Annotated in this window: 26 protein-coding genes; 14 read left to right on the top strand and 12 right to left on the bottom strand. The window is 69.5% G+C overall.

The window, feature by feature from the left end; genetic code table 11:
• The first annotated feature begins 278 nt into the window (after positions 1-278).
• From PRL19_RS06445 to PRL19_RS06435, 3 genes are read left to right on the top strand one after another with little or no spacing between them, the layout of a single operon-like run.
• Positions 279-1,796: an ATPase domain-containing protein gene (locus PRL19_RS06445; protein ID WP_273744282.1), complete on the top strand. Its 1,518-nt coding sequence runs from the start codon at positions 279-281 to the stop codon at positions 1,794-1,796.
• A complete protein-coding gene (locus tag PRL19_RS06440) occupies positions 1,793-3,238 on the top strand; it encodes a sensor histidine kinase (protein WP_273744281.1) in 1,446 nt (481 codons plus the stop codon). Before PRL19_RS06445 ends, PRL19_RS06440 begins: the two co-directional genes overlap by 4 nt.
• A gap of 32 nt (positions 3,239-3,270) precedes the next feature.
• The gene (locus tag PRL19_RS06435) at positions 3,271-3,645 is read left to right on the top strand and encodes a response regulator (RefSeq protein ID WP_273744280.1); all 375 of its coding nucleotides are present in this window, start codon (positions 3,271-3,273) and stop codon (positions 3,643-3,645) included.
• An 11-nt stretch (positions 3,646-3,656) separates the two neighbouring features.
• Here PRL19_RS06435 and PRL19_RS06430 read toward each other — a convergent pair whose 3' ends face one another.
• From PRL19_RS06430 to PRL19_RS06420, 3 genes are all read right to left on the bottom strand, one after another.
• Positions 3,657-3,872, bottom strand: coding sequence for a hypothetical protein (locus PRL19_RS06430; protein WP_273744278.1), 216 nt, complete (start codon positions 3,870-3,872; stop codon positions 3,657-3,659).
• A 173-nt stretch (positions 3,873-4,045) separates the two neighbouring features.
• Positions 4,046-4,285 carry a hypothetical protein gene (locus PRL19_RS06425; RefSeq protein ID WP_273744277.1) on the bottom strand — a complete coding sequence of 80 codons (240 nt, stop codon included), beginning with the start codon at positions 4,283-4,285 and terminating at the stop codon, positions 4,046-4,048.
• Between the two features lie 480 nt (positions 4,286-4,765).
• Positions 4,766-6,421 (bottom strand): electron transfer flavoprotein-ubiquinone oxidoreductase, encoded by a 1,656-nt coding sequence (locus tag PRL19_RS06420; RefSeq protein ID WP_273744276.1) that lies wholly within the window; start codon positions 6,419-6,421, stop codon positions 4,766-4,768.
• 245 nt (positions 6,422-6,666) lie between these two features.
• Here PRL19_RS06420 and greA point away from each other — a divergent pair, with 245 nt between their 5' ends.
• Positions 6,667-7,137 carry a transcription elongation factor GreA gene (gene greA, locus PRL19_RS06415; protein ID WP_046000775.1) on the top strand — a complete coding sequence of 157 codons (471 nt, stop codon included), beginning with the start codon at positions 6,667-6,669 and terminating at the stop codon, positions 7,135-7,137.
• Positions 7,138-7,141: 4 nt separating this feature from the next.
• Positions 7,142-8,077 carry a hypothetical protein gene (locus tag PRL19_RS06410; protein ID WP_273744275.1) on the top strand — a complete coding sequence of 312 codons (936 nt, stop codon included), beginning with the start codon at positions 7,142-7,144 and terminating at the stop codon, positions 8,075-8,077.
• On the opposite strand, the gene PRL19_RS06405 is transcribed toward PRL19_RS06410, so the two are convergent.
• Complete coding sequence (locus PRL19_RS06405; RefSeq protein WP_052714859.1) at positions 8,074-8,550, bottom strand: GNAT family N-acetyltransferase; 477 nt, start codon at positions 8,548-8,550, stop codon at positions 8,074-8,076. The genes PRL19_RS06410 and PRL19_RS06405 overlap by 4 nt on opposite strands.
• A 70-nt stretch (positions 8,551-8,620) precedes the next feature.
• Here PRL19_RS06405 and PRL19_RS06400 point away from each other — a divergent pair, with 70 nt between their 5' ends.
• Positions 8,621-9,418, top strand: a complete 798-nt coding sequence (locus tag PRL19_RS06400; protein WP_273744273.1) for an AzlC family ABC transporter permease — start codon at positions 8,621-8,623, stop codon at positions 9,416-9,418.
• On the top strand, positions 9,399-9,725 hold the full coding sequence (locus tag PRL19_RS06395) for an AzlD domain-containing protein (protein WP_046000773.1): 327 nt from the start codon (positions 9,399-9,401) through the stop codon (positions 9,723-9,725). Before PRL19_RS06400 ends, PRL19_RS06395 begins: the two co-directional genes overlap by 20 nt.
• Here PRL19_RS06395 and PRL19_RS06390 read toward each other — a convergent pair.
• The 4 genes from PRL19_RS06390 to PRL19_RS06375 are packed head-to-tail and all read right to left on the bottom strand — an operon-like array spanning position 9,713 to position 13,272.
• On the bottom strand, positions 9,713-10,336 hold the full coding sequence (locus tag PRL19_RS06390; protein ID WP_046000772.1) for a hypothetical protein: 624 nt from the start codon (positions 10,334-10,336) through the stop codon (positions 9,713-9,715). The two genes, PRL19_RS06395 and PRL19_RS06390, sit on opposite strands and share 13 nt — an antisense overlap.
• 16 nt (positions 10,337-10,352) lie before the next feature.
• Positions 10,353-10,505: an aa3-type cytochrome c oxidase subunit IV gene (locus tag PRL19_RS06385; protein ID WP_064503561.1), complete on the bottom strand. Its 153-nt coding sequence runs from the start codon at positions 10,503-10,505 to the stop codon at positions 10,353-10,355.
• A gap of 53 nt (positions 10,506-10,558) precedes the next feature.
• Positions 10,559-11,575 (bottom strand): MBL fold metallo-hydrolase, encoded by a 1,017-nt coding sequence (locus PRL19_RS06380; RefSeq protein ID WP_420704423.1) that lies wholly within the window; start codon positions 11,573-11,575, stop codon positions 10,559-10,561.
• A complete protein-coding gene (locus tag PRL19_RS06375) occupies positions 11,575-13,272 on the bottom strand; it encodes an acyl-CoA dehydrogenase family protein (RefSeq protein WP_273744270.1) in 1,698 nt (565 codons plus the stop codon). The genes PRL19_RS06380 and PRL19_RS06375 overlap by 1 nt, the downstream gene beginning before the upstream one ends.
• Before the next feature lie 111 nt (positions 13,273-13,383).
• On the opposite strand from PRL19_RS06375, the gene PRL19_RS06370 reads away from it, so the two are divergent.
• Positions 13,384-14,331, top strand: a complete 948-nt coding sequence (locus PRL19_RS06370) for an L-threonylcarbamoyladenylate synthase (protein WP_273744269.1) — start codon at positions 13,384-13,386, stop codon at positions 14,329-14,331.
• A 75-nt stretch (positions 14,332-14,406) separates the two neighbouring features.
• On the opposite strand, the gene PRL19_RS06365 is transcribed toward PRL19_RS06370, so the two are convergent.
• Positions 14,407-15,834: a Glu/Leu/Phe/Val family dehydrogenase gene (locus tag PRL19_RS06365; RefSeq protein ID WP_046000768.1), complete on the bottom strand. Its 1,428-nt coding sequence runs from the start codon at positions 15,832-15,834 to the stop codon at positions 14,407-14,409.
• A 230-nt stretch (positions 15,835-16,064) separates the two neighbouring features.
• Here PRL19_RS06365 and PRL19_RS06360 point away from each other — a divergent pair, with 230 nt between their 5' ends.
• From PRL19_RS06360 to PRL19_RS06345, 4 genes are all read left to right on the top strand, one after another.
• On the top strand, positions 16,065-16,703 hold the full coding sequence (locus tag PRL19_RS06360) for a TetR/AcrR family transcriptional regulator (RefSeq protein WP_273744268.1): 639 nt from the start codon (positions 16,065-16,067) through the stop codon (positions 16,701-16,703).
• 138 nt (positions 16,704-16,841) lie between these two features.
• Entirely contained in the window at positions 16,842-17,336 is a 495-nt protein-coding gene (locus PRL19_RS06355; protein WP_273744267.1) for a hypothetical protein, read from the top strand.
• 5 nt (positions 17,337-17,341) lie between these two features.
• Positions 17,342-17,623, top strand: a complete 282-nt coding sequence (locus tag PRL19_RS06350) for an I78 family peptidase inhibitor (protein ID WP_273744266.1) — start codon at positions 17,342-17,344, stop codon at positions 17,621-17,623.
• A 46-nt stretch (positions 17,624-17,669) separates the two neighbouring features.
• Positions 17,670-17,996 carry a DUF2794 domain-containing protein gene (locus PRL19_RS06345; protein WP_252930032.1) on the top strand — a complete coding sequence of 109 codons (327 nt, stop codon included), beginning with the start codon at positions 17,670-17,672 and terminating at the stop codon, positions 17,994-17,996.
• Here PRL19_RS06345 and hrpB read toward each other — a convergent pair.
• Positions 17,993-20,440: an ATP-dependent helicase HrpB gene (gene hrpB / locus PRL19_RS06340; protein ID WP_273744265.1), complete on the bottom strand. Its 2,448-nt coding sequence runs from the start codon at positions 20,438-20,440 to the stop codon at positions 17,993-17,995. The genes PRL19_RS06345 and hrpB overlap by 4 nt on opposite strands.
• 116 nt (positions 20,441-20,556) lie before the next feature.
• Between hrpB and PRL19_RS06335 the strand changes: the two genes are divergently transcribed.
• Positions 20,557-21,927 carry a YcjX family GTP-binding protein gene (locus tag PRL19_RS06335; RefSeq protein ID WP_273744263.1) on the top strand — a complete coding sequence of 457 codons (1,371 nt, stop codon included), beginning with the start codon at positions 20,557-20,559 and terminating at the stop codon, positions 21,925-21,927.
• Positions 21,924-22,988 carry a YcjF family protein gene (locus PRL19_RS06330; RefSeq protein WP_084693825.1) on the top strand — a complete coding sequence of 355 codons (1,065 nt, stop codon included), beginning with the start codon at positions 21,924-21,926 and terminating at the stop codon, positions 22,986-22,988. The genes PRL19_RS06335 and PRL19_RS06330 overlap by 4 nt, the downstream gene beginning before the upstream one ends.
• Here the strand turns inward: PRL19_RS06330 and PRL19_RS06325 are convergent.
• A complete protein-coding gene (locus PRL19_RS06325; protein ID WP_273744261.1) occupies positions 22,985-23,434 on the bottom strand; it encodes a GNAT family N-acetyltransferase in 450 nt (149 codons plus the stop codon). The genes PRL19_RS06330 and PRL19_RS06325 overlap by 4 nt on opposite strands.
• Positions 23,431-24,873: an MORN repeat-containing protein gene (locus PRL19_RS06320; RefSeq protein ID WP_273744260.1), complete on the bottom strand. Its 1,443-nt coding sequence runs from the start codon at positions 24,871-24,873 to the stop codon at positions 23,431-23,433. The genes PRL19_RS06325 and PRL19_RS06320 overlap by 4 nt, the downstream gene beginning before the upstream one ends.
• Positions 24,874-24,987: the final 114 nt, after the last annotated feature.

Below are 24,987 nucleotides of genomic sequence, written 5' to 3'. Positions count from 1 at the left end.
GCATGTGACCATCAAGGGCAACGCCCTTCGGTAAACCGGGTTCCCAAGAAATCGCGCGCCAGTTGCCGCCATGATCCGGAAAGGCATTGAGCCCGGTCCAGGCACCGGTCCCGTGCCAGGACCATCCTTTATCAGGTGGAGCTGTCCGCGGCGACGGATTAGGCGTGACGATCAGACTGCGCCTTTGGCGCTTGACGACCGGCACCCGGTCGGGACAGGAATCCGCCTTGTGTCCGGGGCGCGCACGGGCCGATACCATCCAAGGCATGGGACAGCAGATGAGCCAGGAAACAGCAGGCGCGGACATCGACGCGCGCTTTCGCACCGGAACCCCCGGCCTGGATGCCGTGCTGCTGGGCGGGCTGACGCCATCGCGGCTTTATCTTGTCGAGGGCACGCCCGGATCGGGAAAGACCACGCTGGCGCTGAAGTTCCTGATGGAGGGACGCCAGGCGGGTGACCGCGGCCTCTACATCACCCTGTCCGAGACCGAGACAGAGCTGCAGGCCGTCGCGCGGTCGCATGACCTGACGTTGGACGGCATCGACGTCTTCGAGATGATCGCCGAAGATGAGTTCGGCATTGACCACGAACAGTCGCTTCTGCATCCCAGCGAGGTGGAACTGGGAGAGACGGTGCGCGGCATCTTCGATCTGGTGGACCGGACCGATCCGGTGCGCGTGGTGCTGGACAGCCTGTCGGAACTGCGCCTGCTGGCGCAGAACCCGCTGCGCTATCGCCGCCAGATCCTGGCGTTGAAGCATTTCTTCGCGCGCCGGAACTGCACCGTGCTGATGCTGGACGACCGCACGGCCGAACCCGGCGACCTGCAACTGCATTCGATCGCGCATGGCGTCATCTCGCTGGAGCAGCTGGCCAACGATTTCGGCTCGGAGCGCCGCAGGCTGAGGGTCGTCAAGATGCGTGGCCTGAAATATCACGGCGGCTATCACGACTTTACCATCGAACGTGGCGGCATCCGCGTCTATCCGCGCCTGATCGCGGCCGATCACCACCGCCGCTTTTCGGCCGAACCGGTGACCACGGGGCTTGCCGGTCTGGATGCGCTGCTGGGCGACGGCCTGTTTCCCGGAACCAACACGCTGCTGGCGGGGCCTGCCGGGGTGGGCAAGACGACGACCGCCGTGCGCTGCATGATCTCGGCCCTGCAGCGTGGCCAGAAGGCGGCCTATTTTCTGTTCGACGAACGGCTGGCCACGCTGATGACCCGATCCAAGGTGCTGAACATGGACCTGCAGCCGTTCATCGACGCCGGCCTGCTGACGATCCGCCAGATCGACCCGGCCGAACTGTCCCCCGGAGAGTTCGCCAGCGCCGTCCGCAGCGCGGTCGAGAAGGACGATGTCGGACTGGTCGTGATCGACAGCCTGAACGCCTATCTGCACGCGATGCCAAGCGACAATTTCCTGGTGCTGCAGATGCACGAACTGCTCAGCTACCTGGCCCAGCAGGGCGTGGTCTCGCTGATGATCCTGGGTCAGCACGGGGTGACGGGCGACCTGCGGTCGGACCTGGACATCAGCTATCTGGCCGACACGATGATGATGCTGCGCTTTTTCGAGGCCGACGGAGAGGTGCGGAAGTCGATCGCGGTCATCAAGACGCGCACGTCGGACCACGAACGCACGATCCGCGAATTGCGGATCGACGGGGGCGGCATCGTCATCGGCGCACCGATCCGGGGCTTTTCGGGCATCCTGTCCGGGACCCCGGTGCTGGTGGGCACCGAGAACGACCTGATGGCGACCGATCCGCAAAGGGACCGGGCACGGTGACCGACCGGTCGGCCGCGCGCGACGACCTGGCCCTGGCGGTGGCGATCCTGGCGCCGCGGGGCCGCGACGCCGCCGTGGCCGCGGCGCTGCTGGACAAGGTCGGCATCGCGTCGGTCCAGGCACGGGACCTGCCCGCGCTGGCGGGGCTGGTCGGAGCAACCATCGGCGTGGCCCTGGTCACCGAGGAGGCCCTGGTCGCCGCGGATGAGGGGCTGCTGCAGCAGGCCCTGGCCGATCAGCCGTCCTGGTCGGACGTTCCCTTCATCGTTCTGGCGAACGGGACGTCGCGGCATCGATCGGACCGGGCCAAGGCCCGCATCGACGCGCTGCAGAACGGGGTGGTGCTGTCGCGACCGCTGCATGCGGAGGAACTGGTGCGCGCGGTCGGCTCTGCCCTCAAGGCCCGCGCGCGGCAGTACGAGGCGCGCGACCGCATGCACGAGCTGCAGACCCGGGAGGCGCAGCTGCACGACAGCGAGGCCAAGTTCCACGCCATCGCCGATTCCGTCGACCAGATGATCTGGTCGACCCGCCCGGACGGATTTCACGACTATTACAACCACCGTTGGTACGAATTCACCGGCGTGCCCGAAGGCTCGACCGACGGCGAGGCCTGGGCCGGGATGTTCCATCCCGACGATCAGGACCGCACATGGGCGCGCTGGCGTCAAAGCCTGGAGACCGGCCAGCCCTACGAGATCGAGTATCGACTGCGGCACCGGTCCGGCGAATACCGGTGGGTCTTGGGTCGCGCCAAGCCGGTCCGCGATGCGACGGGGCGGATCACCCGCTGGTACGGCAGCTGCACGGACATCAACCGCATCAAGGTGGTCGAGGAACAGCTTCAGCTGATGCTGGGAGAGATGAACCACCGGGTCAAGAACTCGATGGCGATGGTGCATTCCATCGTCTCGCAGACCCTGCGTCAGGCCGAGACGCTGGACCAGGCCCGCATGTCCATCCAGTCGCGCATCGGCATCATGGCGCAGGCCCATGACCGCCTGGTCAAGGCGACTTGGACAGAAACCGCCATCACCGAGGTGGTCGAGGCGGCCCTGGCCCCCCACCGCATGAGCGCGGACCGCTTCCGGGTTGCGGGGCCGGACCTGGCCCTGGGGTCCAAGCAGGCGCTGGCCCTGACCATGGCGCTGCATGAACTGGCCACCAATGCGATGAAATACGGCGCCCTGTCCGCCGAGACGGGCCATGTCCAGGTCCGGTGGGACCGCGACGACCACGCGGAGCCTGTCGGATTCCGCCTGTCCTGGCAGGAACATGGCGGGCCGACCGTCACCCCGCCCCGCCGCAAGGGTTTTGGCAGCCGGATGATCGAACAGGCCCTTGCGGGATACTTCGACGGGGTCGCGGAACTGGACTATGACCCCGGCGGTTTGCGTTTCGAACTGACATCACCGCTGACCGGCCTGACGCAGCAGGACTGAGCGTCCGCCACCCCATTCCCGGAAGAACCATCATGTCCCAGCCCCGCAACGCCGTCCTTGTCGTCGAGGACGAGATCCTGATCCGGATGGAAGCCGTCGACATGATGCACGACGCGGGCTTTCGGACCTACGAGGCCAAGTCGGCCGACGCCGCGCTGGTCACGCTGAACGGCACCTCCGACATCGCCATCCTGTTCACCGACGTCGAGATGCCCGGATCGATGAACGGCCTGAAGCTGGCAGCCCATGTCAGCGCCACCTGGCCCGACATCCGCATCATCGTCGCGTCGGGGATCCTGGGCGTCAAGGACGCCGACCTGCCGCCCGGTGCGCGGTTCTTTCCAAAGCCCTATCCCACGGACCAGATCATCGACGCCCTGCACCAGATGACCGGCGATCCGGCCTGACGCCCTGCGCGCTACCGGGACGGCGCGTTCGACAGCGCTGCCGCGCGGGCCGCGATGATCTGATCGCGCGTCTCGCGGACATGGACGATCTGCTGGGACCCCTGCCGATGCAGGCCGAGGATGGTCGCCCCCTCGGGTCCGTTCTCGATGGTGAACAGGGTGTCGGCCTCGAAACTGAGAACAACCGGGTGGTGCCCCGGCATTCCCGTCAGCGTCATACGGGGCATAACTTGCCACCTCCTGCGCGATGCTTTGATCCGCAGAGTTGGATACCGAATGCCGCCCTCCATCAAGTGATTTCGACGACATAGCGTACCCAGGTCGGACACCGTCCAGGCGCCGCCTCCGCCTGCCCTACATCGCAGACGGCCCCGCCTCGATTGATCGCGACCCCGCCGGCCTATGCGGTCGAGCGGCGATCCTGACGCGGCCCGGCCGGGGTCCGCGCCCTGTCGTCGCGCGCGTCACGGTGGCCAGCGACCTTGGCGCTGCGCGTCGCACCGTCCAGCGCGCGGACCATGGCGACCTGCATGTCCAGCTTGTCGCGCAGGTCGCGATAGACCGCATTGTGGGAATAAGCCGTCAGCGCCGTATCGATGATCTCCCAGTCCTTGTCGGACATGGACAGCCGAAACGTCATTTCCGTCGGAACACCTTGCATACTCGATACCTCGAACAACTATACGATGTGTGTACCCCCGTTTGTCCATTTTGCGCACTTGGCTATTTGTACAGCCATCTGCCGGGACAGCGATCGCGGCGCCCGCGCCTACGACAATCCGCCGACCGGGTGAGTTTGGTCGGGCCAAATGACAGAACCGTATGGTTCAATACACGCTCTGCGTGCATTTCTGACCATGAGGAGCATGTCATGACGATCATCGACCCCCAGATCTGCGCCATCCTGCAAAAGATGGTCAGACCTGCGAGGATGCGCAGACCCGGTCCCGTGCCCGAAAGATCGCCTGGGACCGCGAGCTGAGGGGCGCCCCTGATCCAAGGGCCGGAACCTGCCGCAGCGGCTAGACGGGCCATGCCGCCCCGCCACGGGGCGCAAGGCTGCAAGCCACCTGCAGGTCGGGGCAAGGAACCCGCCCCGACCTGCCTTATCGGACCACGGTCACATGTTGGGATAGTTCGGCCCGTCTCCGCCCTGCGGGGTGGTCCAGACGATGTTCTGGCTGGGATCCTTGATGTCGCAGGTCTTGCAGTGGACGCAGTTCTGGAAGTTGATGACGAAGCGCGGGCCCGACGCATCCTCGACCACCTCATAGACGCCTGCGGGGCAATAGCGCTGCGCGGGTTCGGCATATTCCGGCAGGTTCACCGCGATCGGCACCGAAGGGTCGCGCAGCTTCAGGTGGCAGGGCTGGCTTTCCTCGTGGTTGGTAAAGGAAAACGCCACGTTGGTCAGCCGGTCGAAGGACAGCTTGCCGTCCGGGCGCGGATAGTCGATCGGCTTGTGATCGCGCGCCTTGCCGGTGGCGGCGGCGTCCGACTTGCCGTGGCTCCAGGTACCCAGGGGGTTCCAGCCGGTCAGGTTGGCGGTCCACATGTCCACCGCACCCAGCATCAGGCTGGCCGACAGACCAAGGCGCGACCAGATCGGCTTGACGTTGCGCACGCGTTTCAGGTCGGCACCGATGGCACCGCCGCGCACCGCGCCGTCGTAATCGGTCAGCCGGTCGCCCTCGCGCCCCGCCTTGATCGCGGCGGCGGCGGCATCGGCAGCCTCGATCCCCGAGAGCATCGCGTTGTGGTTGCCCTTGATGCGCGGCACGTTGACCATGCCCGCCGAACAGCCCAGCAGCACGCCGCCGTCGAAGGACAGCTGCGGCAGCGACTGCCAGCCTCCCTCGGTGATGGCACGGGCGCCATAGCTGATGCGCTTGGCCCCCTCCAAGAGGTCCGCGACCATCGGATGGTGCTTGAAGCGCTGGAACTCCATGTAGGGATACAGGTACGGGTTGGCATAGTTCAGGTGAACGACAAAGCCGACCAGTACCTGGTTGTTCTCAAGATGATAGATGAAGCTGCCGCCGCCGGCATTCTTGCCCAGGGGCCAGCCCATCGTGTGCACGACGCGACCCTTGTGGAACTTGTCGGGAGAAACCTCCCAGATCTCCTTCATGCCCAGGCCGAACTTCTGCGGATCGCCATGGGCCGACAGGTTCAGCCGCGCATCGATCTGCTTGGCCAAGCTGCCGCGCACGCCTTCGGCGATGAAGACGTACTTGCCGTGCAGCTCCATCCCCGGCTCGTATCCGTCGCCGATGCTGCCATCGGGTTCGCGACCGAACTCTCCGGCGACGACACCCTTCACGCGATCCCCGTCCCAGACCACCTGGCTGGCGGCCATGCCGGGGAAGATCTCGACCCCCAGGGCCTCGGCCTGTTCGGCCAGCCAGCGGCAGACATTGCCCATGCTGACGATGTAGTTGCCGTGGTTCGACATCAGCGGCGGCATCGGCCAGTTCGGCACGCGCACCTGCCCCGCCTCGCCCAGGACATAGAAGTTGTCGTCGGTCACCTCGGTGGTGACCGGGGCGCCCTTGTCGCGCCAGTCGGGGATCAGCCGGTCCAGCCCGCAGGGGTCCAGAACGGCACCCGACAGGATGTGGGCGCCCACCTCCGAGCCCTTTTCCAGGACCACGACGGACAGTTCGGCGTCGATCTGCTTCAGCCGGATCGCGGCCGACAGGCCCGCCGGCCCTGCGCCCACGATCACGACGTCGTATTCCATCGATTCGCGAACGATCTCGGTCTGGTCTGTCATGTGCTGGGGCCCCCTCCGTGGCAATCTGGCTGCCAAACAGATAGCGACCCCGGCGGGCGGGGGCAATCGTGACGCGGCGGTTGGCCGCGTGCGATTGCGCGATTCGGGCCATGCAGGCTTGCATTAAGCGTCATTTTGGTGACCATGTCCCCGATCAGCTTCCGCGCCCCTGCCATTCCGCAATGGCAGGGGCGTTGGTTTGGCACCCGCAGGACAAACGCATCCCAACAAGGACCAGGGCAGCGATGGAAAAGATACCGATGACCCCCACCGGCGCGGCAGCGCTGGAACGCGAACTGGGGCAGCTGAAATCCAAGGAACGTCCCGCCATCATCCGCGCCATCGCCGAGGCGCGCGAACATGGCGACCTGTCGGAGAACGCCGAATACCATGCCGCCCGCGAAAAGCAGGGCTTCGTCGAGGGGCGCATCAAGGAGCTGGAGAGCCTGCTGTCGCGCGCCGAGGTCATCGACCCCGCGAAACTGTCGGGCAGCATCAAGTTCGGCGCCCGCGTCAAGCTGATCGACGAGGACACCGAGGAAGAGCGCAACTATCAGATCGTGGGCGAGGCCGAGGCCGACATCGAGCGCGGGCTGCTGAACATCCGCTCTCCGCTGGCGCGCGCGCTGATCGGCAAGGACGAGGGCGACAGCGTCGAGGTGACCACCCCCGGCGGCCAGCGCAGCTATGAAATCGTCGAGATCCGGTACGGATGACGCCATGTCCCTGATTGCACGCATCGCCAGCCTGGCCAACCGCGACCGCCTGACCACGGTCGGCTTTACCCTGACCGGCGTCTGGCTGTTCCTGGTCGCGCTGTTCTGGCTGCTTGGGCCCGCGGGTACCGATGGCGGCCCGTCGGGCGTGGCGCGCCTCGTCTCGATCATGGGGACGGTCCTGCCGCTGGCGCTGATCTGGCTGGGCGTGTCGCTGGCCCGCCAGCTGGCCATCCTGCGCGCCGAGGCCGAGGACCTGCGCGCCCGCCTGACGCATCTGCGGGGCGAGGCAGCCCCGGTGGACGACCTGCCGCCGCCCGCCCCCCGCGCCGCAGCCGCCCCCCGCGCCGCAGCCGCCCCCGCCGAACCGCAGTCGGCCGCCGCGCCCCGCCCCGCGGCCCCCCTGCCCAAGCCCCGCCAGACCGCCGATCAGCGCCAGGCCGCCCTGCGGTTCGAGGCCCAGGGCGTCCCGGTGGACGCCACGACGCTGATCCGGGCGCTGAACTTTCCCGACGGTCCCGACGATGTCGACGCGATCGACGCCCTGCGTCATGCGCTGAAGGACCCCGCGCATTCCAAGGTGCTGCGCGCCGCGCAGGATGTCGTGACGCTGATGGCGGGCCAGGATGTCTACATGGATGACCTGCCGCCAGAGATGGCCCGCCCCGACGTCTGGCGCCGCTATGCCGCCGGTGAACGCGGCAGCGCCGTCGCGGCCCTGGGCGGCATCCACCACCAGCCCGCGCTGGAGATCGCCGCCACCATGCTGCGCGAGGACGAGATCTTTCGCGACACCGCGCATCACTTCCTGCGCCATTTCGACGGGCTGACGGCCCGCCTGGTACCGGAATTGGACGACCTGCAGATCGCCGTGCTGGCCGACAGCCGGTCGTCGCGCGCCTTCATGCTGCTGGGCCGCGTGTCGGGCGTCTTCGGCTAGACGCTCAGGTGCAGCAGATGGACCTGCCCCCACCAGGGCAGGCCATAGCGGCCCCGCCCCCGGTCCGAAAACCCCACCCTGTCGTAGAAGGCCAGCGCGCCCCGGTTGCGGGCGCGCACCTCGGCCCGCAGGCCGGGGCGGCCGTCGCGGGCCGCGACCAGTGCCCCCGCCTCGATCAACGCGCGCCCCGTGCCCTGCCGGGTGTCGGTGACGGCAAGCCCGTCGATGACCAGATCGCCCGTGGGCGGCGCCGCGCGGAACAGCCAGCCTGACAGCCCCGCGCCGCCCTGCGCGAACCCGCCGGCACCATCGCGCAGACCCATCACCCCGCAGACCGCCCCGGATGCATCCACCGCCACCACGCCATGCCCGGCGCGGACCCGCGCAGGCCAGCGTCCGCGCCCGAAATGCGCGCGCCACAGCGCCGCCGCGGCGGGCAGCAGGCTGTCGGGGATCGGGTGCAGGATCTGCATCGGCTGGCCTTGTCTTGCCTTGCGTGTCGTGCAAGCAAGGTGCCGCGAAACGCAGGAAGACGAAAGCGCCATGTCCCCCGCCCCCGAACCCAGGCCCTCGGCCCGGCAAGCCGCCGCCGATCAGGCGGCAATCCGCGTATTGGCCCGGACGCCGGCCGCCGCGTTCCGCCACGGCATCGTCCAGTCGCTGCCCTTCCTGGTGGTGATCGTGCCCTTTGCGGTGCTGTTCGGCGTGGTCGCGACCGAGGCCGGGCTGAACCTGGCGCAGATCATGGGGTTTTCGGTGCTGGTCCTGGCGGGCGCGTCGCAGTTCACGGCGGTGCAGCTGCTGACCGACAATGCGCCGGCGCTGATCGTGATCCTGTCCGGGCTGGCGGTGAACCTGCGCATGGCGATGTATTCGGCGTCCCTGCTGCCGTGGCTGCGGGACGCGACGCCCGGCCACAAGGCCTGGGTCGCCTATGCGCTGATCGACCAAAGCTATGCGCTGTCGATCCAGCATTACGAACAGTATCCGCGCCTGACCATCGCGCAGCGGCTGGCCTATTTCGGCGGCACCGCGCTGGTTCTGTGCGTGCCATGGATGATCGCCACCTGGGCGGGCGCCACCGTGGGCCAGGCCATCCCCGAGGGGATCGCGCTGGATTTCGCGATGCCCATCACCTTCCTGGCGATGATCGCGCCGATGCTGCGCACGCCTGCGCATCTGGCCGCCTGCTTTGTCGCGATCGTCGCGGCGCTGGCGCTGGCGGGGCTGCCGTCGGGGCTGGGCCTGCTGATCGCCGCGCCCCTGGGCATGGCCACCGGCGCCTTGGTCGAGATCCGCACCGAACGCAAGGAGGCGCGCGATGCAGGCGTCCGCGACTGAGATCTGGGTCATCATCGTGGTGCTGGGCGTCGGCACCTACCTGATCCGCTGGTCGTTCCTGGGCGCGCTGGGCGACCGCGACCTGCCGAACTGGATGCTGCGGATGCTGCGCTATACCCCGGTGGCGGTGCTGCCCGCGCTGGTCGCGCCGCTGGTCGTCTGGCCCGCCGCGACCGGCGGCAATGCCGATCCGGCCCGCATGGCCGCCGCCGCCGCGACCGTGGCAGTGGGCGTGCTGACCCGCAACGTGATGCTGGCCATCCTGGCCGGGGGCATCACGCTGGCGGGCCTGCTTTACCTTCTGTAACCGCCGATCGTCCCGTCCTTCTGACGCAGCAGGACGTCGTGGTTGTTGGCCGGGTCGCCGTCATAGTGACGCTTGGACACCACGCCCGGCTGGCGCAGGAACCATTCGCGCAGCTTCAGCGGAGAGAACCCCCGCGGCACCGTCTCGAACCCCGGCACGCCGGACAGGACGTTGCCCGATTCGATCGCGCAAAAGCTCTTGTTGGCGGAACCGTTGGCCTCGGCCCGGCGGATCGCCAGGTCGGCCACCTCGCGCGGGACCAGGATCGTGTCCTCGGCCACCCAATAGGTCTCGCGCGCGTGGTAATCGATGTAGAAGTTCTTGAAGTTGTCGGTGATGCCGTAAAGCACGTCGCGCCGTTCGGGAATGCGCGGATGGCTCCAGCTGCCGGCGGGATCATAGATCACGCGCTGGCTGCCGTTGAACATCAGCGCCGAATGGCCGCCTTCGCCGCGCGGGATGCCGATCACCGTGAACAGCGTGATCGAGGTCGGCGTGGCGGACACATAGCGCGCGTCGCGCACGGCTTCGTCGCTGGCCCAGATGTTGTCGGCCCCGCAGGCGGTCAGCACGACCGGCAGCGTGGCCGCCAGGAAGACGCGTCGCTTCATGTCCCCGCCCGTCCGATCAGGCGTTCGTCAGGGCCATGAAGACCAGGACCGCCAGCGATCCGACGATGACCCAGGTGGATCCGCGGATGAAGCCCGCGAAGGTCTTCTTGTGGTCGGTCAGGTCCATCGTTCCCTGGGTCGCTTCGGGTTTGTTGTCGTAGTCGGCCATCACTGCCCCATCGGTTTGCGTTCATCCTGCGATAGCGGAAAGCGGCGCAGCTGTCACGCCCCCCACAGCACCGCACCCTGCGTTTCGCCCACAGGCCGGATGCGCCCGGCGCGGTGCAGGTGGTTCACATGGGCCACGGCCTCGACCATGGCCAGTCCGTACTCGGCCTCGCCGATGCGGCGGCGGAACAGGATGTCGAAACACCCGACCGCGGTGCGCGGGCCGTCCGCCAGGGCCTGCGCCAGCCGGTCCAGCCCGGCGCGGTGGTTCTGGATCAGCTGTTCCAGCCGGAAGGGCAGCCCGGTGAAGGGCAGCTTGTGTCCCGGCAGCACCAGCTGGTCGGCCCGCGCCAGCGCCGCCAGCCGGGCGCAGCTTTCCAGCCACTCGCCGACCGGGTCGGCCTCGGGCTCGGTCGGATAGACCCCCAGGTTCGGAGAGATCGACGGCAGCAGCTGGTCGCCGCCGATGACCAGATCGCAGTCCTGCGACCACAGCGTCGCGTGGCAGGGCGCATGGCCATGCCCCATCGCCACCCGCCAGCGCCTTCCGCCGAAGGTCACCACGTCGCCCTCGACCAGGCGGGTGAAGCCTAAAGGCAGCGGGTGGACCACGTCGGCAAAGTTGAAGGGCCGGTCGCTGGCGCGCCGGTCCAGCATCTCGGCCGCCATCCCGGCCCGTCGCCAAAACGCCAGCGCCTGCGGGCTGGCACGGTCCTGCACGTCCAAGACCAGCATCCGCGCCATCAGCCATGCGGTGCGGCTGATCCACAGGTCGGCGCCCCGCTCCATGAACCAGCCGGCCAGCCCGATATGGTCGGGATGGTGATGCGTGCCGATCACCCGCACGACCGGCCGCCCCTGCAGCGGCCCGTCCAGCAGCACCTGCCAAATCTCGCGCGTGCGCGCCGTGTCGAAGCCGGTATCGACCACCGTCCAGCCGTCGGGATCGTCGAAGGCATAGACGTTGACGTGGTCCAGCTTCATCGGCAGCGGCAGGCGCATCCACAAGACGCCCGGGGCGACGGTGATGGCCTGCCCCTCGGCGGGCGGGATGTCGTGCGGCGTGCGGATCACGCCGCGAAGTCGCCCGCCAGGGCGGCATCGCTCAGCGCAGTCAGGTCGCCCTGGCCCGCCTGCGCCTCGGCCAGATCGCCGGTGAACCGCGGCAGGACGCGCGCCATGAAGACCCGCGCCAGCGCCAGATGCGCCGGTCCGCCCTTCAGCGCCGCGCGCAGGTGGTAATGCCCGCCCAGCACCCGCGCAAAAGCGGTCAGATAGGCGACCGCGCCCGCGAAACGGTCGGTCATGTCACGCTCCAGCAGGGCCTGGGTCGCCTCGCGCAGGGTCTCGGCGGCCTGCCACAGCTGGTGGGCTAGCTCGGGATGCGCGGACTGCGCGGCCTTGGCCCCGTCCAGCACCTCGTCCAGCAGGCGCATCGCGGCCTCTCCGCCGTCCGACAGCTTGCGTCCGACCAGATCCATCGCCTGGATGCCGTTCGTGCCCTCGTAGATCGAGGTGATGCGCACGTCGCGCAGATACTGCGCGGCGCCCGTCTCCTCGACATAGCCCATGCCGCCATGCACCTGCACGCCCATGTCGGCCACGCGGATGCCCACGTCTGTGCCATAGGCCTTGGCGATCGGCGTCAGGAAGGCCGCGCGGGCGGCCTGATCGGCATCCCCCGTGGCGCGATCCATGTCGATGGCGGTGGCGCAGGCCAGGCCGATGGCGCGGGCGGCAAAGACCTCGGCCTGCGCGGTGGCCAGCATCCGGCGCACGTCGGGATGGCCGATGATTGGCCCCATCTGGTTGCGGTCCACCGCATAGGCCACGGCCTTCTGCAGCGCGGCCTCGGCCACGCCCACGCCCTGCATGCCGACGCCAAGGCGGGCCACGTTCATCATCGTGAACATCGCCGCCATGCCCTTGTTCTCCTCGCCGACCAGCCAGCCGGTGGCGCCGTCATAGGACATGACGCAGGTCGGGCTGCCGTGGATGCCCAGCTTGTGCTCCAGGCTGACCACCTTGAGGCTGTTGGCGACGCCCGGGTCGCCCTGCTCGTCTGGGATCAGCTTGGGGACCATGAACAGGCTGATGCCGCGCGTCCCCTTGGGCGCGCCCGGCAGACGCGCCAGCACCAGGTGGCAGACGTTCGACGTGACGTCGCTGTCGCCCCAGGTGATGTAGATCTTCTGCCCGCTGATCCGATAGGTGCCGTCGCCCGCCGGTTCCGCCCGGGTGGTCAGCGCGCCCACGTCGCTGCCCGCGCCCGGTTCGGTCAGGTTCATCGTGCCCGACCATTCGCCGCTGATCAGCTTGGGCAGATAGCGCGCCTTCAGATCGTTGCTGGCATGATGCTCCAGCGCCTCGATCTGGCCTTGGGTCAGCAGCGGGTTCAGCTGCAAGGACAGGCAGGCGCCCGACATCATCTCGGCCACGGCCATGTTCAGGGCCTGCGGCAGGCCCATGCCGCCGTATTCCGGATCGGCCGACACGCCGACCCAGCCTCCCTCCGCAATCGCCCGAAACCCGTCGGCAAAGCCGGGCGACGACCGCACCACGCCATTCTCCAGCCGCGCGGGGGTCTGATCACTGCCCCGGTTCAGGGGCGCCAGAACGTTCTGGGCCAGCTTGCCGGCCTCGGACAGGATGGCGGTCGCGGTCTCGGCCGTGGCCTCGGCAAAGCGGTTGGTCCGGGCCAGGTCGGCGAAGGGGACGACATGGGTCAGGATGAAGTCGATCTGGGCTGTCGGGGCCTTGTAGGTCATCGGGTTCTCCTCCTGGCGCCTTGGCATCGGGCCGCGGCGCGTCTATCAACGGGCGCTGGCGGCATCTTGGGCCGCCGTCCTTTCAGGCTCAACCGAAACCCCGCGTCACGAATGCAGACCCTGCGACTGATCCCCGACCCTGCCGGCCTGGCCAAGGCCGCCCGCCTGCTGGCCCAGGGCCGCTGCGTGGCGATCCCGACCGAGACGGTCTATGGTCTGGCTGCCGACGCGCGCGACGGGGCGGCAGTGGCCGGCATCTACCAGGCCAAGGGGCGGCCCAGCTTCAACCCGCTGATCGTGCATGTGGCGGACCTGTCCGCGGCGCAGGCCATCGCCGACCTGCCGCCGCAGGCGCTGACCCTGGCGCGGGCCTTCTGGCCGGGCGCGCTGACGCTGGTGGTGCCGCTGCGCACCGATGCGGGCATCGCGGGGCTGGTCACGGCGGGGCTGGACACGATCGGCATCCGCGTTCCTGCCCATCCCGTGGCGCAGGCGCTGCTGCGCGCATCCGGCGCGCCGCTGGCCGCACCGTCGGCGAATGCCTCGGGGCGGATCAGCCCGACCACCGCGGATCATGTGCTGCACCCGGACGGGGGCCTCGACGGGCGCATCGCCGCGGTACTGGATGGCGGTGCCTGCCCTGTCGGCGTGGAATCGACGATCATCGGCTGGCAGGACGGTCGCCCGACGCTGCTGCGTCCCGGCGGCATCCCGGCCGAGGCGATCGCCGCGGCCCTGGGCGAACCCCTGGCCGCGCATCATGCAGACCCTTCGGCCCCGAACGCGCCCGGACAGCTGTCCAGCCATTACGCGCCGCAATCGGCGCTGCGCCTGAACGCAGCCCCCGCCCCCGAAGAAACGCATCTGTCCTTCGGCGCCCCCGGCCCGTTCAGCCTGTCTGAGACGGGCGACCTGACCCAGGCCGCCGCGCGCCTCTTCGACCTGCTGCGCCGTGCCGATGCCCTGGGCCGCCCGATCTCGGTCGCGCCGATCCCGGACCACGGGCTGGGCCAGGCGATCAACGACCGCCTGCGCCGCGCCGCCGCCCCCCGCCCCTGATTTCTCCTTTGCCGGAAATACCCCGGGGGGAGTCCGCAGGACGGGGGGCAGCGCCCCCCTGACGCGCGGTCTTCCTCAAAGCCCCAGCGAATTGTAGACGTTCGAGATCCGGCGGATCGCCACCACATAGGCCGCGGTGCGCATGTCCTGAACCTTGGGATTGCTGATCCAGACCTCCTTCATCTTCTTGAAGCTCTCGCGCATCGTGTCGTCCAGGCCGGACCGCACCAGCTCCAGCTCGTCCGCGCCGGTCAGGAACGCCTCCTTGAAGCCCTTGGACAGGGTCCAGTTCAGGCCGGTATCGGCCGACAGACGCTCCAGCTCCTCGACGATCATGCGGGCGCGGGCCTCCTCGTGGCGGCGCTCCAGACGGCCCAGGCTTATCTGCGACAGGTTCTTGACCCATTCGAAATAGGACACGGTCACGCCGCCGGCATTGGCGTACATGTCGGGGATGATCACGATCCCCTTGCGGCGCAGGATCGCGTCCGCGTCGGCGGTCACGGGACCGTTCGCCGCCTCGATGATCAGCTTGCAGCTGATGCGTTCGGCGTTGTCGGCGTGGATCACGCTTTCCACCGCGGCGGGGATCAGGATGTCGCACTCCTGCTCCAGCATCGCCAGGCCGTTCTCGTGATAGTCGCCGCCGGCAAAGCCCTTGATGCCGCCGGTCGCGCGGATATGGCCGCGCAGCGCGTCGATGTTGATGCCCTGCGGGTTGGTGATGGCGCCGTCGCGCTCGATCACGCCGGTGATCAGGCACTTGTCCTCGACCGACAGGAACTGGGCGGCGTGATAGCCCACGTTGCCCAGGCCCTGCACGATCACGCGCTTGCCCGCCAGCACGCCCGTCAGCCCGGCCTGCTTCATCACGTCGTCATGGCGGAAGAACTCGCGCAGCGCGTATTGCACGCCGCGGCCCGTCGCCTCGACGCGCCCGTCGATGCCGCCCGCGGTGCGCGGCTTGCCGGTGACGCAGGCCTTGGCGTTGATGTCGTCCGGGTGCAGGCGCTTGTAGGCATCGGCCATCCAGGCCATCTCGCGCTCTCCGGTGCCCATGTCGGGCGCGGGCACGTTCTGCGACGGAGAGATCAGGTTCCGGCGCGACAGCTCATAGGTGAAGCGGCGGGTGATGCGCTCCAGCTCGTCCTCGTTCCAGGCGCGGGGGTCGATGCACAGACCGCCCTTGGACCCGCCGAAGGGCACCTCGACCAGCGCGCATTTGTAGGTCATCAGGGCTGCCAGCGCCTCGACCTCGTCCTGGTTCACGTCCAGCGAATAGCGGATGCCGCCCTTCACGGGCTCCATGTGTTCGGAATGGACCGACCGATAGCCGGTAAAGGTGTGGATCTGGCCGCGCAGCCGCACCCCGAACCGCACCGTATAGGTGGAATTGCAGACCCGGATCTTCTCCTCCAGCCCCGGCGCAAGACTCATCAGGCCTGCGGCATGGGTGAACATGCGGTCCACGGAATCCCGGAACGAGGTCGTGTTGACGGACATTGCTGCTTCCTCCTGGTGACGGCGCAAGGTCGATATGGCCGCACGCTAGGCCAATCCGCCCGGTGCCGCCACAGCGGATCGTCGCCGACGCCGCCATGTTTGCGATAAAAACCAGCAGCTTTTGCACGACACGCAGCCCGGCCGGGGTTTTCCTTTTCACACCATTTATTATGCTGATAGGGAAACCGCCTCTCTATCCGCGGTGTTTGGATGGAAACCAAGGAAGAAGAATGAAGACCGATACCACCCATGCACCGGCCCCCGGCATCACGCGGGGCCGCAAGTTCGATCAGGTCCGTGACGGGGCTGCCGTCATCTTTCTGCGCGACGGTTATGCGGCCGCCAGCGTCGACGACATCGCCCGGTCCGCCCGGGTGTCCAAGGCGACGCTCTACAGCTATTTCCCCGACAAATCCCTGATGTTCCGCGAGGTGCTGCGCGCCACGATGGACAGCGCCTTCCGCCAGCAGCCCTTCGCGGCCGACCCCGCGTCCCAAGCCCGGACCGAGCTGCCGCGGGTATTGTCGGACCTGGCGACATGGGCACTGTCGGAACCGCGGCTCAGCCTGCTGCGGGTGATGACCGCCGAATCGACGCGCTTTCCCGACGACGCGCGCGACTATGACGACGCCTTGGCCCACCGCGTCGCGGCCCCCCTGGCACAGATCATCGACGGCTGGATCGCCGCGGGGCAGATCCGCGACCATGACAGCGGTCAATCCTCCCGCCAGCTGGTCGCATTGATCACCGGGCAGGTCCAGCAGCCCGCCCTGCTGACCGGCACCACGCTGCCCGACGCGCAGGTCGCGCGGATCGCCCGCGACGCGGCGGCACTGTTCCTGTCGGCCTACGGCCTGCAGGCCGCCTGAGGGCGCGACGCGCCCAGGGGCTGTTGCATTCCTGCGATGATCGAAACGTGATCCATCACCCCGCTTCTCAAGGCCGGGGGCGCGGCCTATGCTGGCGGGAACAAGGTCCGGAAACAGGACCGGCAGGGGTGACAGGCGATGATCAGCAAGGACTGGACGATTCGGGCCGCGATGGCCGCCGGCGTGGCGCTGGCCGTGCAGGGCTGCGCATCGTCGCCGAACCGCATGCCGCCCGCGGGCGGCTATGCGGGGCCTGCCTATACGGCCCAGCCCGGCTATGCGCCCGCGCCCTATGCCGCCGCGCCCGCGCCCTATGCGCCACCCGCACCGGCCCCCTATCCGACGGCGCCCTATCCGGCCGCGGTCCCCTTCCCGGCGGCACCCGTGGTGGCGGACCTGCCTGCCGCGACGACCGGCATCACCGGGGTGACCGAACGCAAGCCCGACCTGTGCAAGGCCAGCAGCTACGCCTCCAGCGTGGGCCAGCCCGGCAGCACGATCCCGACGCTCGGCCTGCCCGGCGCCTATCGCGTGGTCGAGTATCGCGGGATCGAACCCCAGGACTATGACCCCGACCGGCTCGTCTTCCGCCTGGATGCGACCGGCACCATCACCAAGATCGATTGCGGATGACCCCCATGCACAAGACCACGCTTGCCCTGATCCTTGCCGCGACGGCCCTTGCCGCCTGCGAACCCGCCTATGTCGAGCCGACCCCGCACCCGGTCGTCGACGAATGCGGCGCCGCCGGCTATCAGGGCCTGATCGGCCAGCCCCGCACGGCCCTGTCGGCGATGAACTTCCCCTTGGGCACCCGCGTCATCGGCCCCGAGGACATGGTCACCGCCGATTTCCGCCCCGACCGGCTGAACATCGAATACGGCGTGAATGGACGCATCACCAAGGTCAGCTGCTTCTGACCCGTTTGGCGTTGCGCCGGCCGCGGCGGGCTGTCACCATTCCGACATGATGAACGCGATCCCGCCCGATGCCGACCGCGTGGTGTTCGACCGCAGGGAACTGAGCCTGATCCTGTCGACCTACGGCCGCTTCGTGGCCGCGGGTGAATGGCGCGATTACGGCATGTCCTTTCTGCGCGACGCGGCGGTGTTCAGCGTTTTTCGCCGCGCCGCCGAACACCCCCTTTACCGGATCGAAAAGCGTCCTCGGCTGCGTGCGGCCCAGGGCGCCTATGCCGTGATCGCGATGGACGGGCGCATCCTGAAACGCGGCCACGACCTGGCCCAGGTGCTGCGCGTGCTGGACGCCAAGCTGATCCGCCCCATCGACTAGGTGCCGCGCGGCTTGGCCCGCACCGTCGGATCGGCCGCGGTCGGGTCCTCGGGCCAGGGATGGCGCGGATAGCGGCCGCGCATGTCCTTTCTGACATCGGCATAGGAGCTGGCCCAGAACCCCGGCAGGTCCATCGTCACCTGCACCGGCTTGCCGCCCGGCGACAGCAGCGTGATCCGCAGCGGCCGCCCGCCCACCGCCGGATGGCGGGTGACGCCGAACAGCTCCTGCAGGCGCAACTCGATCGACGGGTCCGCGCCCCCGTAATCGATCGGCACGCGGCGACCCAGGGGGGTGGTGAACTGCCCCGGCGCCTCCTGGTCCAGCCGCTGCTGGCCTGCCCATCCGATCCGCGCCTTCAGCGGCTCGACCAGGTCCAGCCCGCGCAGATCGGCCAGCGTCCGCACCCGGCCCAGCCAAGGCAGCAGCCAGTCGCCATCCGACAGCAGGTCGACATCCGCCACAGAGCCAAGGTCAGGCACCAGCGCGATCCGCGCCCGCAGACGCGCCGCGGCCGGGGTCCAGGGCAGCCCGTCCAGGCGCAATCCCTCCAACGCGGCCGCGGCCATCGCCTCGGCCGGGGCGTCGGGCCAGGGCCGGTCCGACAGCACCAGCGCGCCCAGCCGCTCCTGCAGGCGGGCGACGACGCGACCCTCGCGGCGCGACCATTCGCACAGGGCCTGCTGGCCGATCCGGTCGCCATGCAGCGCGCGCAGATCACCCTCGTCCAGTCGCGCGGCCAGCCTGATGCGCGCCTCGCGCTGATCCCCGTCCAGATCCAGCGCCACGATCATCCGTTGCGCCGCCAGGCTGTCCTCCGATGCAAGCACCGCACCCTTGCCGCCCGACAGCACGAACCGCGCCTCGTCGCCCTTGCGACGCAGCCCGATCCGGTCGGGATAGGCCAGCGAGGCCATGCCGCCTGCCGACAGGGCCGTTAGGGGGGGTGCGGGGGGGACATCGTCCCCCCCGCCGTCGCGGGACGCAACCAGCCGCCGCAACCGCTTGGCCTCGGCCCTGATCCTCTCGATGCCCTGCCGGTTCACCTCGAACGCCGCACGCGCCCCCGGATCGCGGATCACCCGCAGCCGATGCTCCAGATCGGCCCCCGCCCCGCGCAGCGGGTCGCGGTCCGACAGCAGCGCCGCCAGATCGGCGGCAGCCGGCCCCGCCAGCGCCAGCATATGCGCCAGACGCGGATGCAGCGGCAGCCGTGCCAGCACCCGGCCATGCGCCGTGATCCGCCCCTCCGCATCCAGCGCGCCCAGATCGGCCAGCAGCGCCCGCGCCTCGGTCAGCGCGGCTTCCGGCGGCGGCGTCAGGAACGCCAGATCGGCGGCCCCCGCCCCCCAGACGGCCAGTTCCAGCGCCAGCCCGGGCAGGTCGGCCACGGCGATCTCGGGTGGCGCGAAAGCCGGCAGCGCCCCCTCCTCGGCCCGCGCCCACATGCGATAGCAGATGCCCGGTGCCACCCGCCCCGCCCGGCCGCGCCGCTGCTCGGCCTCGGCGCGGCTGACCCGCTCGGTCACCAGCCGCGACATGCCGCTGCCCGGATCGAACCGCGCCCGGCGCGCGCGCCCCGCATCCACGACCACCCGCACGCCGGGGATCGTCAGCGAGGTCTCGGCGATGGCCGTCGCCAGAACGATCCGCCGCACGGCTCCCGGCGGGGCCAGCGCCGCGCGCTGCGCCGCGGCCGGCAGCGCGCCATACAGGGGCAGCACCTCGCAGCCCGTCCCCGACAAGGCCGCCGTCACGCGGCGGATCTCTCCCTCTCCGGGCAGAAAGGCCAGGATCGTGCCGCCCGTCTCGCGCGTCTCGTCCTCGGCCCTTGCGATCAGACGCGCGGCATCGTCCGCCAACCGCCCGCCCGCGGGCAGGGGCCGGTCCAGCCAGCGCGTCTCGACCGGAAAGGCCCGCCCCTCGGACGTCACCACGGGTGCGTCGTCCAGCATCGCCGCCACCGGCCCCGCGTCCAAGGTGGCGGACATCACCAGCACCACCAGATCCTCGCGCAGGGCACCCCGCGCCTCCCAGACCAAGGCCAGCCCCAGATCGGCGTTCAGGCTGCGCTCGTGGAACTCGTCGAAGATCACGCAGCCCACGCCCTCCAGCGCGGGATCGGTCTGGATCATCCGCGTCAGGATGCCCTCGGTCACCACCTCGATGCGGCTGCCCCGAACCGATTCCCCGCGCATCCGGTATCCGACCCGCCCGCCCACGGCCTCGCGCAGAGACTGCGCCAGGCGCTCGGCCGCGGCGCGCGCGGCCAGGCGGCGCGGCTCCAGCATCAGGATGCGGCCCGCGACCTGATCCATCAGCGCCAGCGGCACCCGCGTCGTCTTGCCCGCGCCGGGCGGGGCCACCAGCACCGCGCGGCCGTGGCTGCGGATCGCCGCGCACAGCGCAGGCAGGGCGTCGTCGATGGGCAGGGCATCCGTCATGCCCGCCTTCTAGCGCCGCCGGGGCACCGGGCACAATCGCGCCGCTACACATCGCGCCTCCGCGGACCTATCTTGCACCCGCGGCGTTGGGTGTCGCGAAACGAACAGGGGCAGACATGGGTATCCGCAGCGACGTGATGGAGGGACTGGGCCTGTCCGATCCGGTGATCCGCATCGGCGTGACGGGCCTGTCGCGGGCCGGCAAGACGGTGTTCATCACCTCGCTGGTGGCGAACCTTCTGGAACGCGGGCGCATGTCGTCGCTGCGCGCCGCCGCCGACGGGCGGCTCAAGGCGGTGTGGTTGCAGCCCCAGCCCGACGACACCATCCCCCGCTTCGACTTCGAACGCCACCTGGCCGCGCTGACCGGCCCCGATCCGCACTGGCCCGACGGCACGCGTCACGTCAGCCAGCTGCGCCTGTCGCTGCGCCTGCAGGGCAGCGGCATGTTCGGGGGGCTGCGCGGCGCGCGCAACCTGCATGTGGACATCGTCGATTATCCCGGCGAATGGCTGCTGGACCTGCGCCTGATGGAACGCGACTTTGCGCAATGGTCGACCGAGGTGCTGGACCGCATCGCGGGCCGCCCCGGCGCCGACCGGTTCCTGACCGCGCTGCAGGCGCTGCCCCGCGATGACGGCTTCACCGAACCGCAGGCCCAGCAGCTGGCCGACATCTATACCGCGCATCTGAACGCGGCGCGCGACGCGGGCTGGTCGGACTGCACGCCCGGCCGGTTCCTGATCCCCGGAGAGCTGGCGGGTTCGCCCGCCCTGACCTTTGCGCCCCTGCCGCCCGACCTGCAGGCCACGCGGCTTGGCCGAGAATTCCGCCGCCGGTTCGATGCCTACAAGTCGCGGGTGATCCGGCCCTTCTTTCGCGACCACTTTGCCCGCATCGACCGCCAGGTGGTGCTGGTCGACATCCTGGGCGCGATCCATCAGGGCCCCCAGGCGGTCGAGGACATGCGCCGCGCCATGGCCGACATCCTGTCGGCCTTCCGCCCCGGCCGCGCAGGCTGGCTGGGCCAGCTTCTGGGCACGCGGCGGGTTGAACGCATCCTGTTCGCCGCAACCAAGGCCGACCACCTGCACCACACCCAGCACAACCGCCTGACCGCGATCCTGTCCGCCATGCTGCGCGAGGCTCGCGACCGCGCCGATTTCCAGGGCGCCCGGACTGAGGCGATGGCCATCGCCGCCCTGCGCGCCACGACCGAGGACATGATCGCCCAACCCGACGGCGACCTGCCCGCCGTGCGCGGACGCCTGCTGGACGGGCGGCAGGCCGCGTTCTTTCCGGGTGAACTGCCCACCGACCCCGCGGTGCTGCTGCATCCCGCACGGCAGGGCGCGCAGGCATGGCTGGATGCCGATTACGCGATCATGAACTTTGCCCCCGCCCCCCTGACCACGCGTCCGGGCGACGGCCCGCCCCACATCCGGCTGGACCGCGCGGCCGAGTTCCTGATCGGAGACCGCCTGTGACAGACGCCCCCAAACGCCCGCGCGGCCCGGTCCTGATGCCTCTGGACGACGATACCGGCACCCGGCCGCGGCCGCCCCGCACGGAAACCCGCGCGGACGACGCCCCAAGCCCCGCCGATGCCCCTGCCATCGACATCAGTGACGCCCCGCTGCCCCAGCCGCGCACCATGCAGATGGTGGCCCGCCTGGTCGGGCGCCCGCCGTCGCGGCTGACGCGGCTGTTCATCAATGCCGGGGCGGCGCTGTTCACCTTCCTTCTGGGCGTGATGGCGCTGGATTTCATCGACGGGCTGATGACCCGCTATCCGCTGCTGGGTTGGATCGCCGTCACGCTGTTCGCGGTCTTCACCATCGCGGCCCTGGGGATGGCGCTGCGGGAATGGCGAGCCTGGCGGCGGATGGCCAGGATCGACGCCCTGCAGCGGCAGGCCGGCGCCGCCCTGGCCGCCGAAAGCCTGGATCAGGCCAAGGCGGTTGCCGACGGCCTGGTCGCCCTCTATGCCAAGCGCCCCGAGATGGAGTGGCAGCGTCAGCGCCTGGCCGACCGCCGGGCCGAGACCTTTGACGCGCAGGCCCTGCTGACCCTGGCCGAGACGGAGCTGCTGGCCGGGCTGGACCAACAGGCGCGCCGCGAGATCGAGGCCGCCGCCCGGACGGTCGCCGCGACGACCGCGCTGGTCCCGCTGGCCCTGGCCGACGTGGCGGCCGCCCTGGCCGCGAACCTGCGCATGATCCGCCGCATGGCCGAGATCTATGGCGGGCGCGCCGGTGCCGTCGGCGGCTGGCGCCTGGCGCGGACGGTGATGACGCATCTGATCGCCACGGGCGCGGTGGCGGCCGGGGACGACCTGATCCACACGATGGCGGGGGGCGGCATCTTGGCCAAACTGTCGCGCCGTTTCGGCGAAGGTTTGGTGAACGGCGCGCTGACCGCCCGCGTGGGCATCGCCGCGATGGAGGTCTGCCGTCCGCTGCCGTTCCTGTCCCAGCCCCGGCCCAAGGTCGGAAACCTGGTCAGCCGCGCGCTGACCGGCCTGTTTTCGAACGATGACGCCCGCTAGTCCAGCGCCAGCTTGTATCCGACATGTGACGGGACGAACCCCAGCCCGTCATAGAACCGGTGCGCATCCGTGCGCGACCGGTCCGTCGTCAGCTGCACCAGCGCGCAACCCCGTGCCCGGCATTCCGCGATGGCCCAGTCCATCATCGCCCGGCCCAGGCCCGCGCCGCGATGGCTGCGGGCGACACGCACCGCCTCGATCTGGCCACGCAGCGCGCCGCCGCGCGCCAGCCCCGGGATGAAGGTCAGTTGCAGGGTGCCGACCACCCGGTCCCCGTCCTGCGCCACGGCCAGCAGCTGCGCCGGATCGGCGTCGATCAGGTCGAAGGCCGCACGATACCGTGCGGCATCCGCCGGGTCCTCTCGCCCTGCGCCCAGCGGATCGTCGGCCAGCAGGGCAAGGATCGCGGGCAGGTCGGCCGCGGTGGCGCGGCGGAACGCGGTCACGGGGCCTCGGCCGGCAGGTCGGGCGCGTCTTCGGTGGGGGCCATGTCGGTCGATCCCTGGTCGGCCTCGATCAGGCGGTTGTCCTGCCATTCGCCCGACGCGATCTGGCCGGTGGCATAGCGCATGACGCCCTGCCCCTGGCGCTTGCCCGCAGCAAAGGTGCCCTCGTACCGGTCGCCGTTGCCATAGGTGGCGACGCCGGTGCCGTCGATCTCTCCCGCCTTCCAGCCGCCTTCATAGATGAACCCGTCGGGCGTGGTCAGGCGGCCTTGGCCCTCGCGCAGCCCGTCCACGAAGCTGCCGGTATAGACCGTGCCGTCGGGATAAGTGGCCTGCCCCTCGCCGTGGCGCTGGCCGTCCTTCCAGGCACCGGAATAGACATAGCCGTCGGGATAGGACATGCGCCCCTGCCCGTCGTTGCGCGCGTTGCGAAAGCCCCCCTCATAGACCATGCCGTTGGCATAGCTGGCCTTGCCCTCGCCCTCGATCACGCCCTCGGACCACTGGCCCTCGTAGGTCGAGCCGTCGGCATAGGTGATCTTGCCGGTGCCGTCGGGCCGGTCGGCGCGCATCTGGCCCAGATAGACGGACCCGTCGGGATAGGTGATCTGGCCGCGGCCCTCCATGCGGCCTTCGGACCATTCGCCGACATAGACGTAGCCGTCCGCACCGGTGAACGTGCCCTGGCCGTGGCGGCGGTCATCGGCAAAATCGCCGTCATAGACGTCGCCGTTGGCATAGGTCGCGACTCCCTTGCCCTGCCGACGCCCGCCCTGCATCTGGCCCTCGTACCGGTCGCCCGTCGGCTGGACCAGAACGCCCGACCCGGACATCTGGCCCGCTGCCCAGACCCCCTCGTAGGTCAGCCCGTCCGACATCACGAGCTTGCCCTGGCCCGCGCGCTGGCCGGCCAGCATCGCGCCCTCATAGGTGGCGCCGTCGGGATAGGTGATCTTGCCCTGCCCCTCCTTGACGCCGGCGTTCCAGTCGCCCTCGTAGCGATAGCCGTTGGCCTGGGTCAGCACGCCCTGCCCCTGATGCAGGCCGCTGACGAACTGGCCCTCGTAGACGGACCCGTTGGCATAGCGGGCGACGCCCTGCCCGGTGATCTCTCCCTCGGCCCAGGCGCCTTCGTAGGTGCCGCCGTCGGCATAGGTGATCTTGCCCTGGCCATGCGGCTTGCCGCCCGCGAACTGGCCCTCATAGACGGACCCGTTGGGAAACGCGGCGCGGCCCTGGCCCATGATCTGGCCCTCGACCCAGTCCCCCTCGTAGCGATAGCCGTTGGGCAGGACATAGCTGCCCTGGCCGTGCTGCAGCCCGTTGCGGAAGGTGCCTTCGTAGACGCCGCCATCGTCGTACTGCTTGGTGATGACCTGGGCGGCCGCAGGGCCTGCCCAGATCGCCAATGCCAAGGCCGTTCCGATTGCCGCTTTCATCGCCTGTCGCCCCTTACGGTGTTTTGCCGCAGGTTTACCCCGGAAGGCACCCATGCGCAAAGGCCGACTTTTCCTTGGCCGGGCGATCCTCTATCCAAGGGGCCACACAACCGG

This window comes from Paracoccus marcusii (genome assembly GCF_028621715.1).
Classification (GTDB): Bacteria; Pseudomonadota; Alphaproteobacteria; order Rhodobacterales; family Rhodobacteraceae; genus Paracoccus; species Paracoccus marcusii.
The sequence above is the reverse complement of the archived record's forward strand: the minus strand, read 5'-3'. Positions and strand labels throughout refer to the sequence as shown.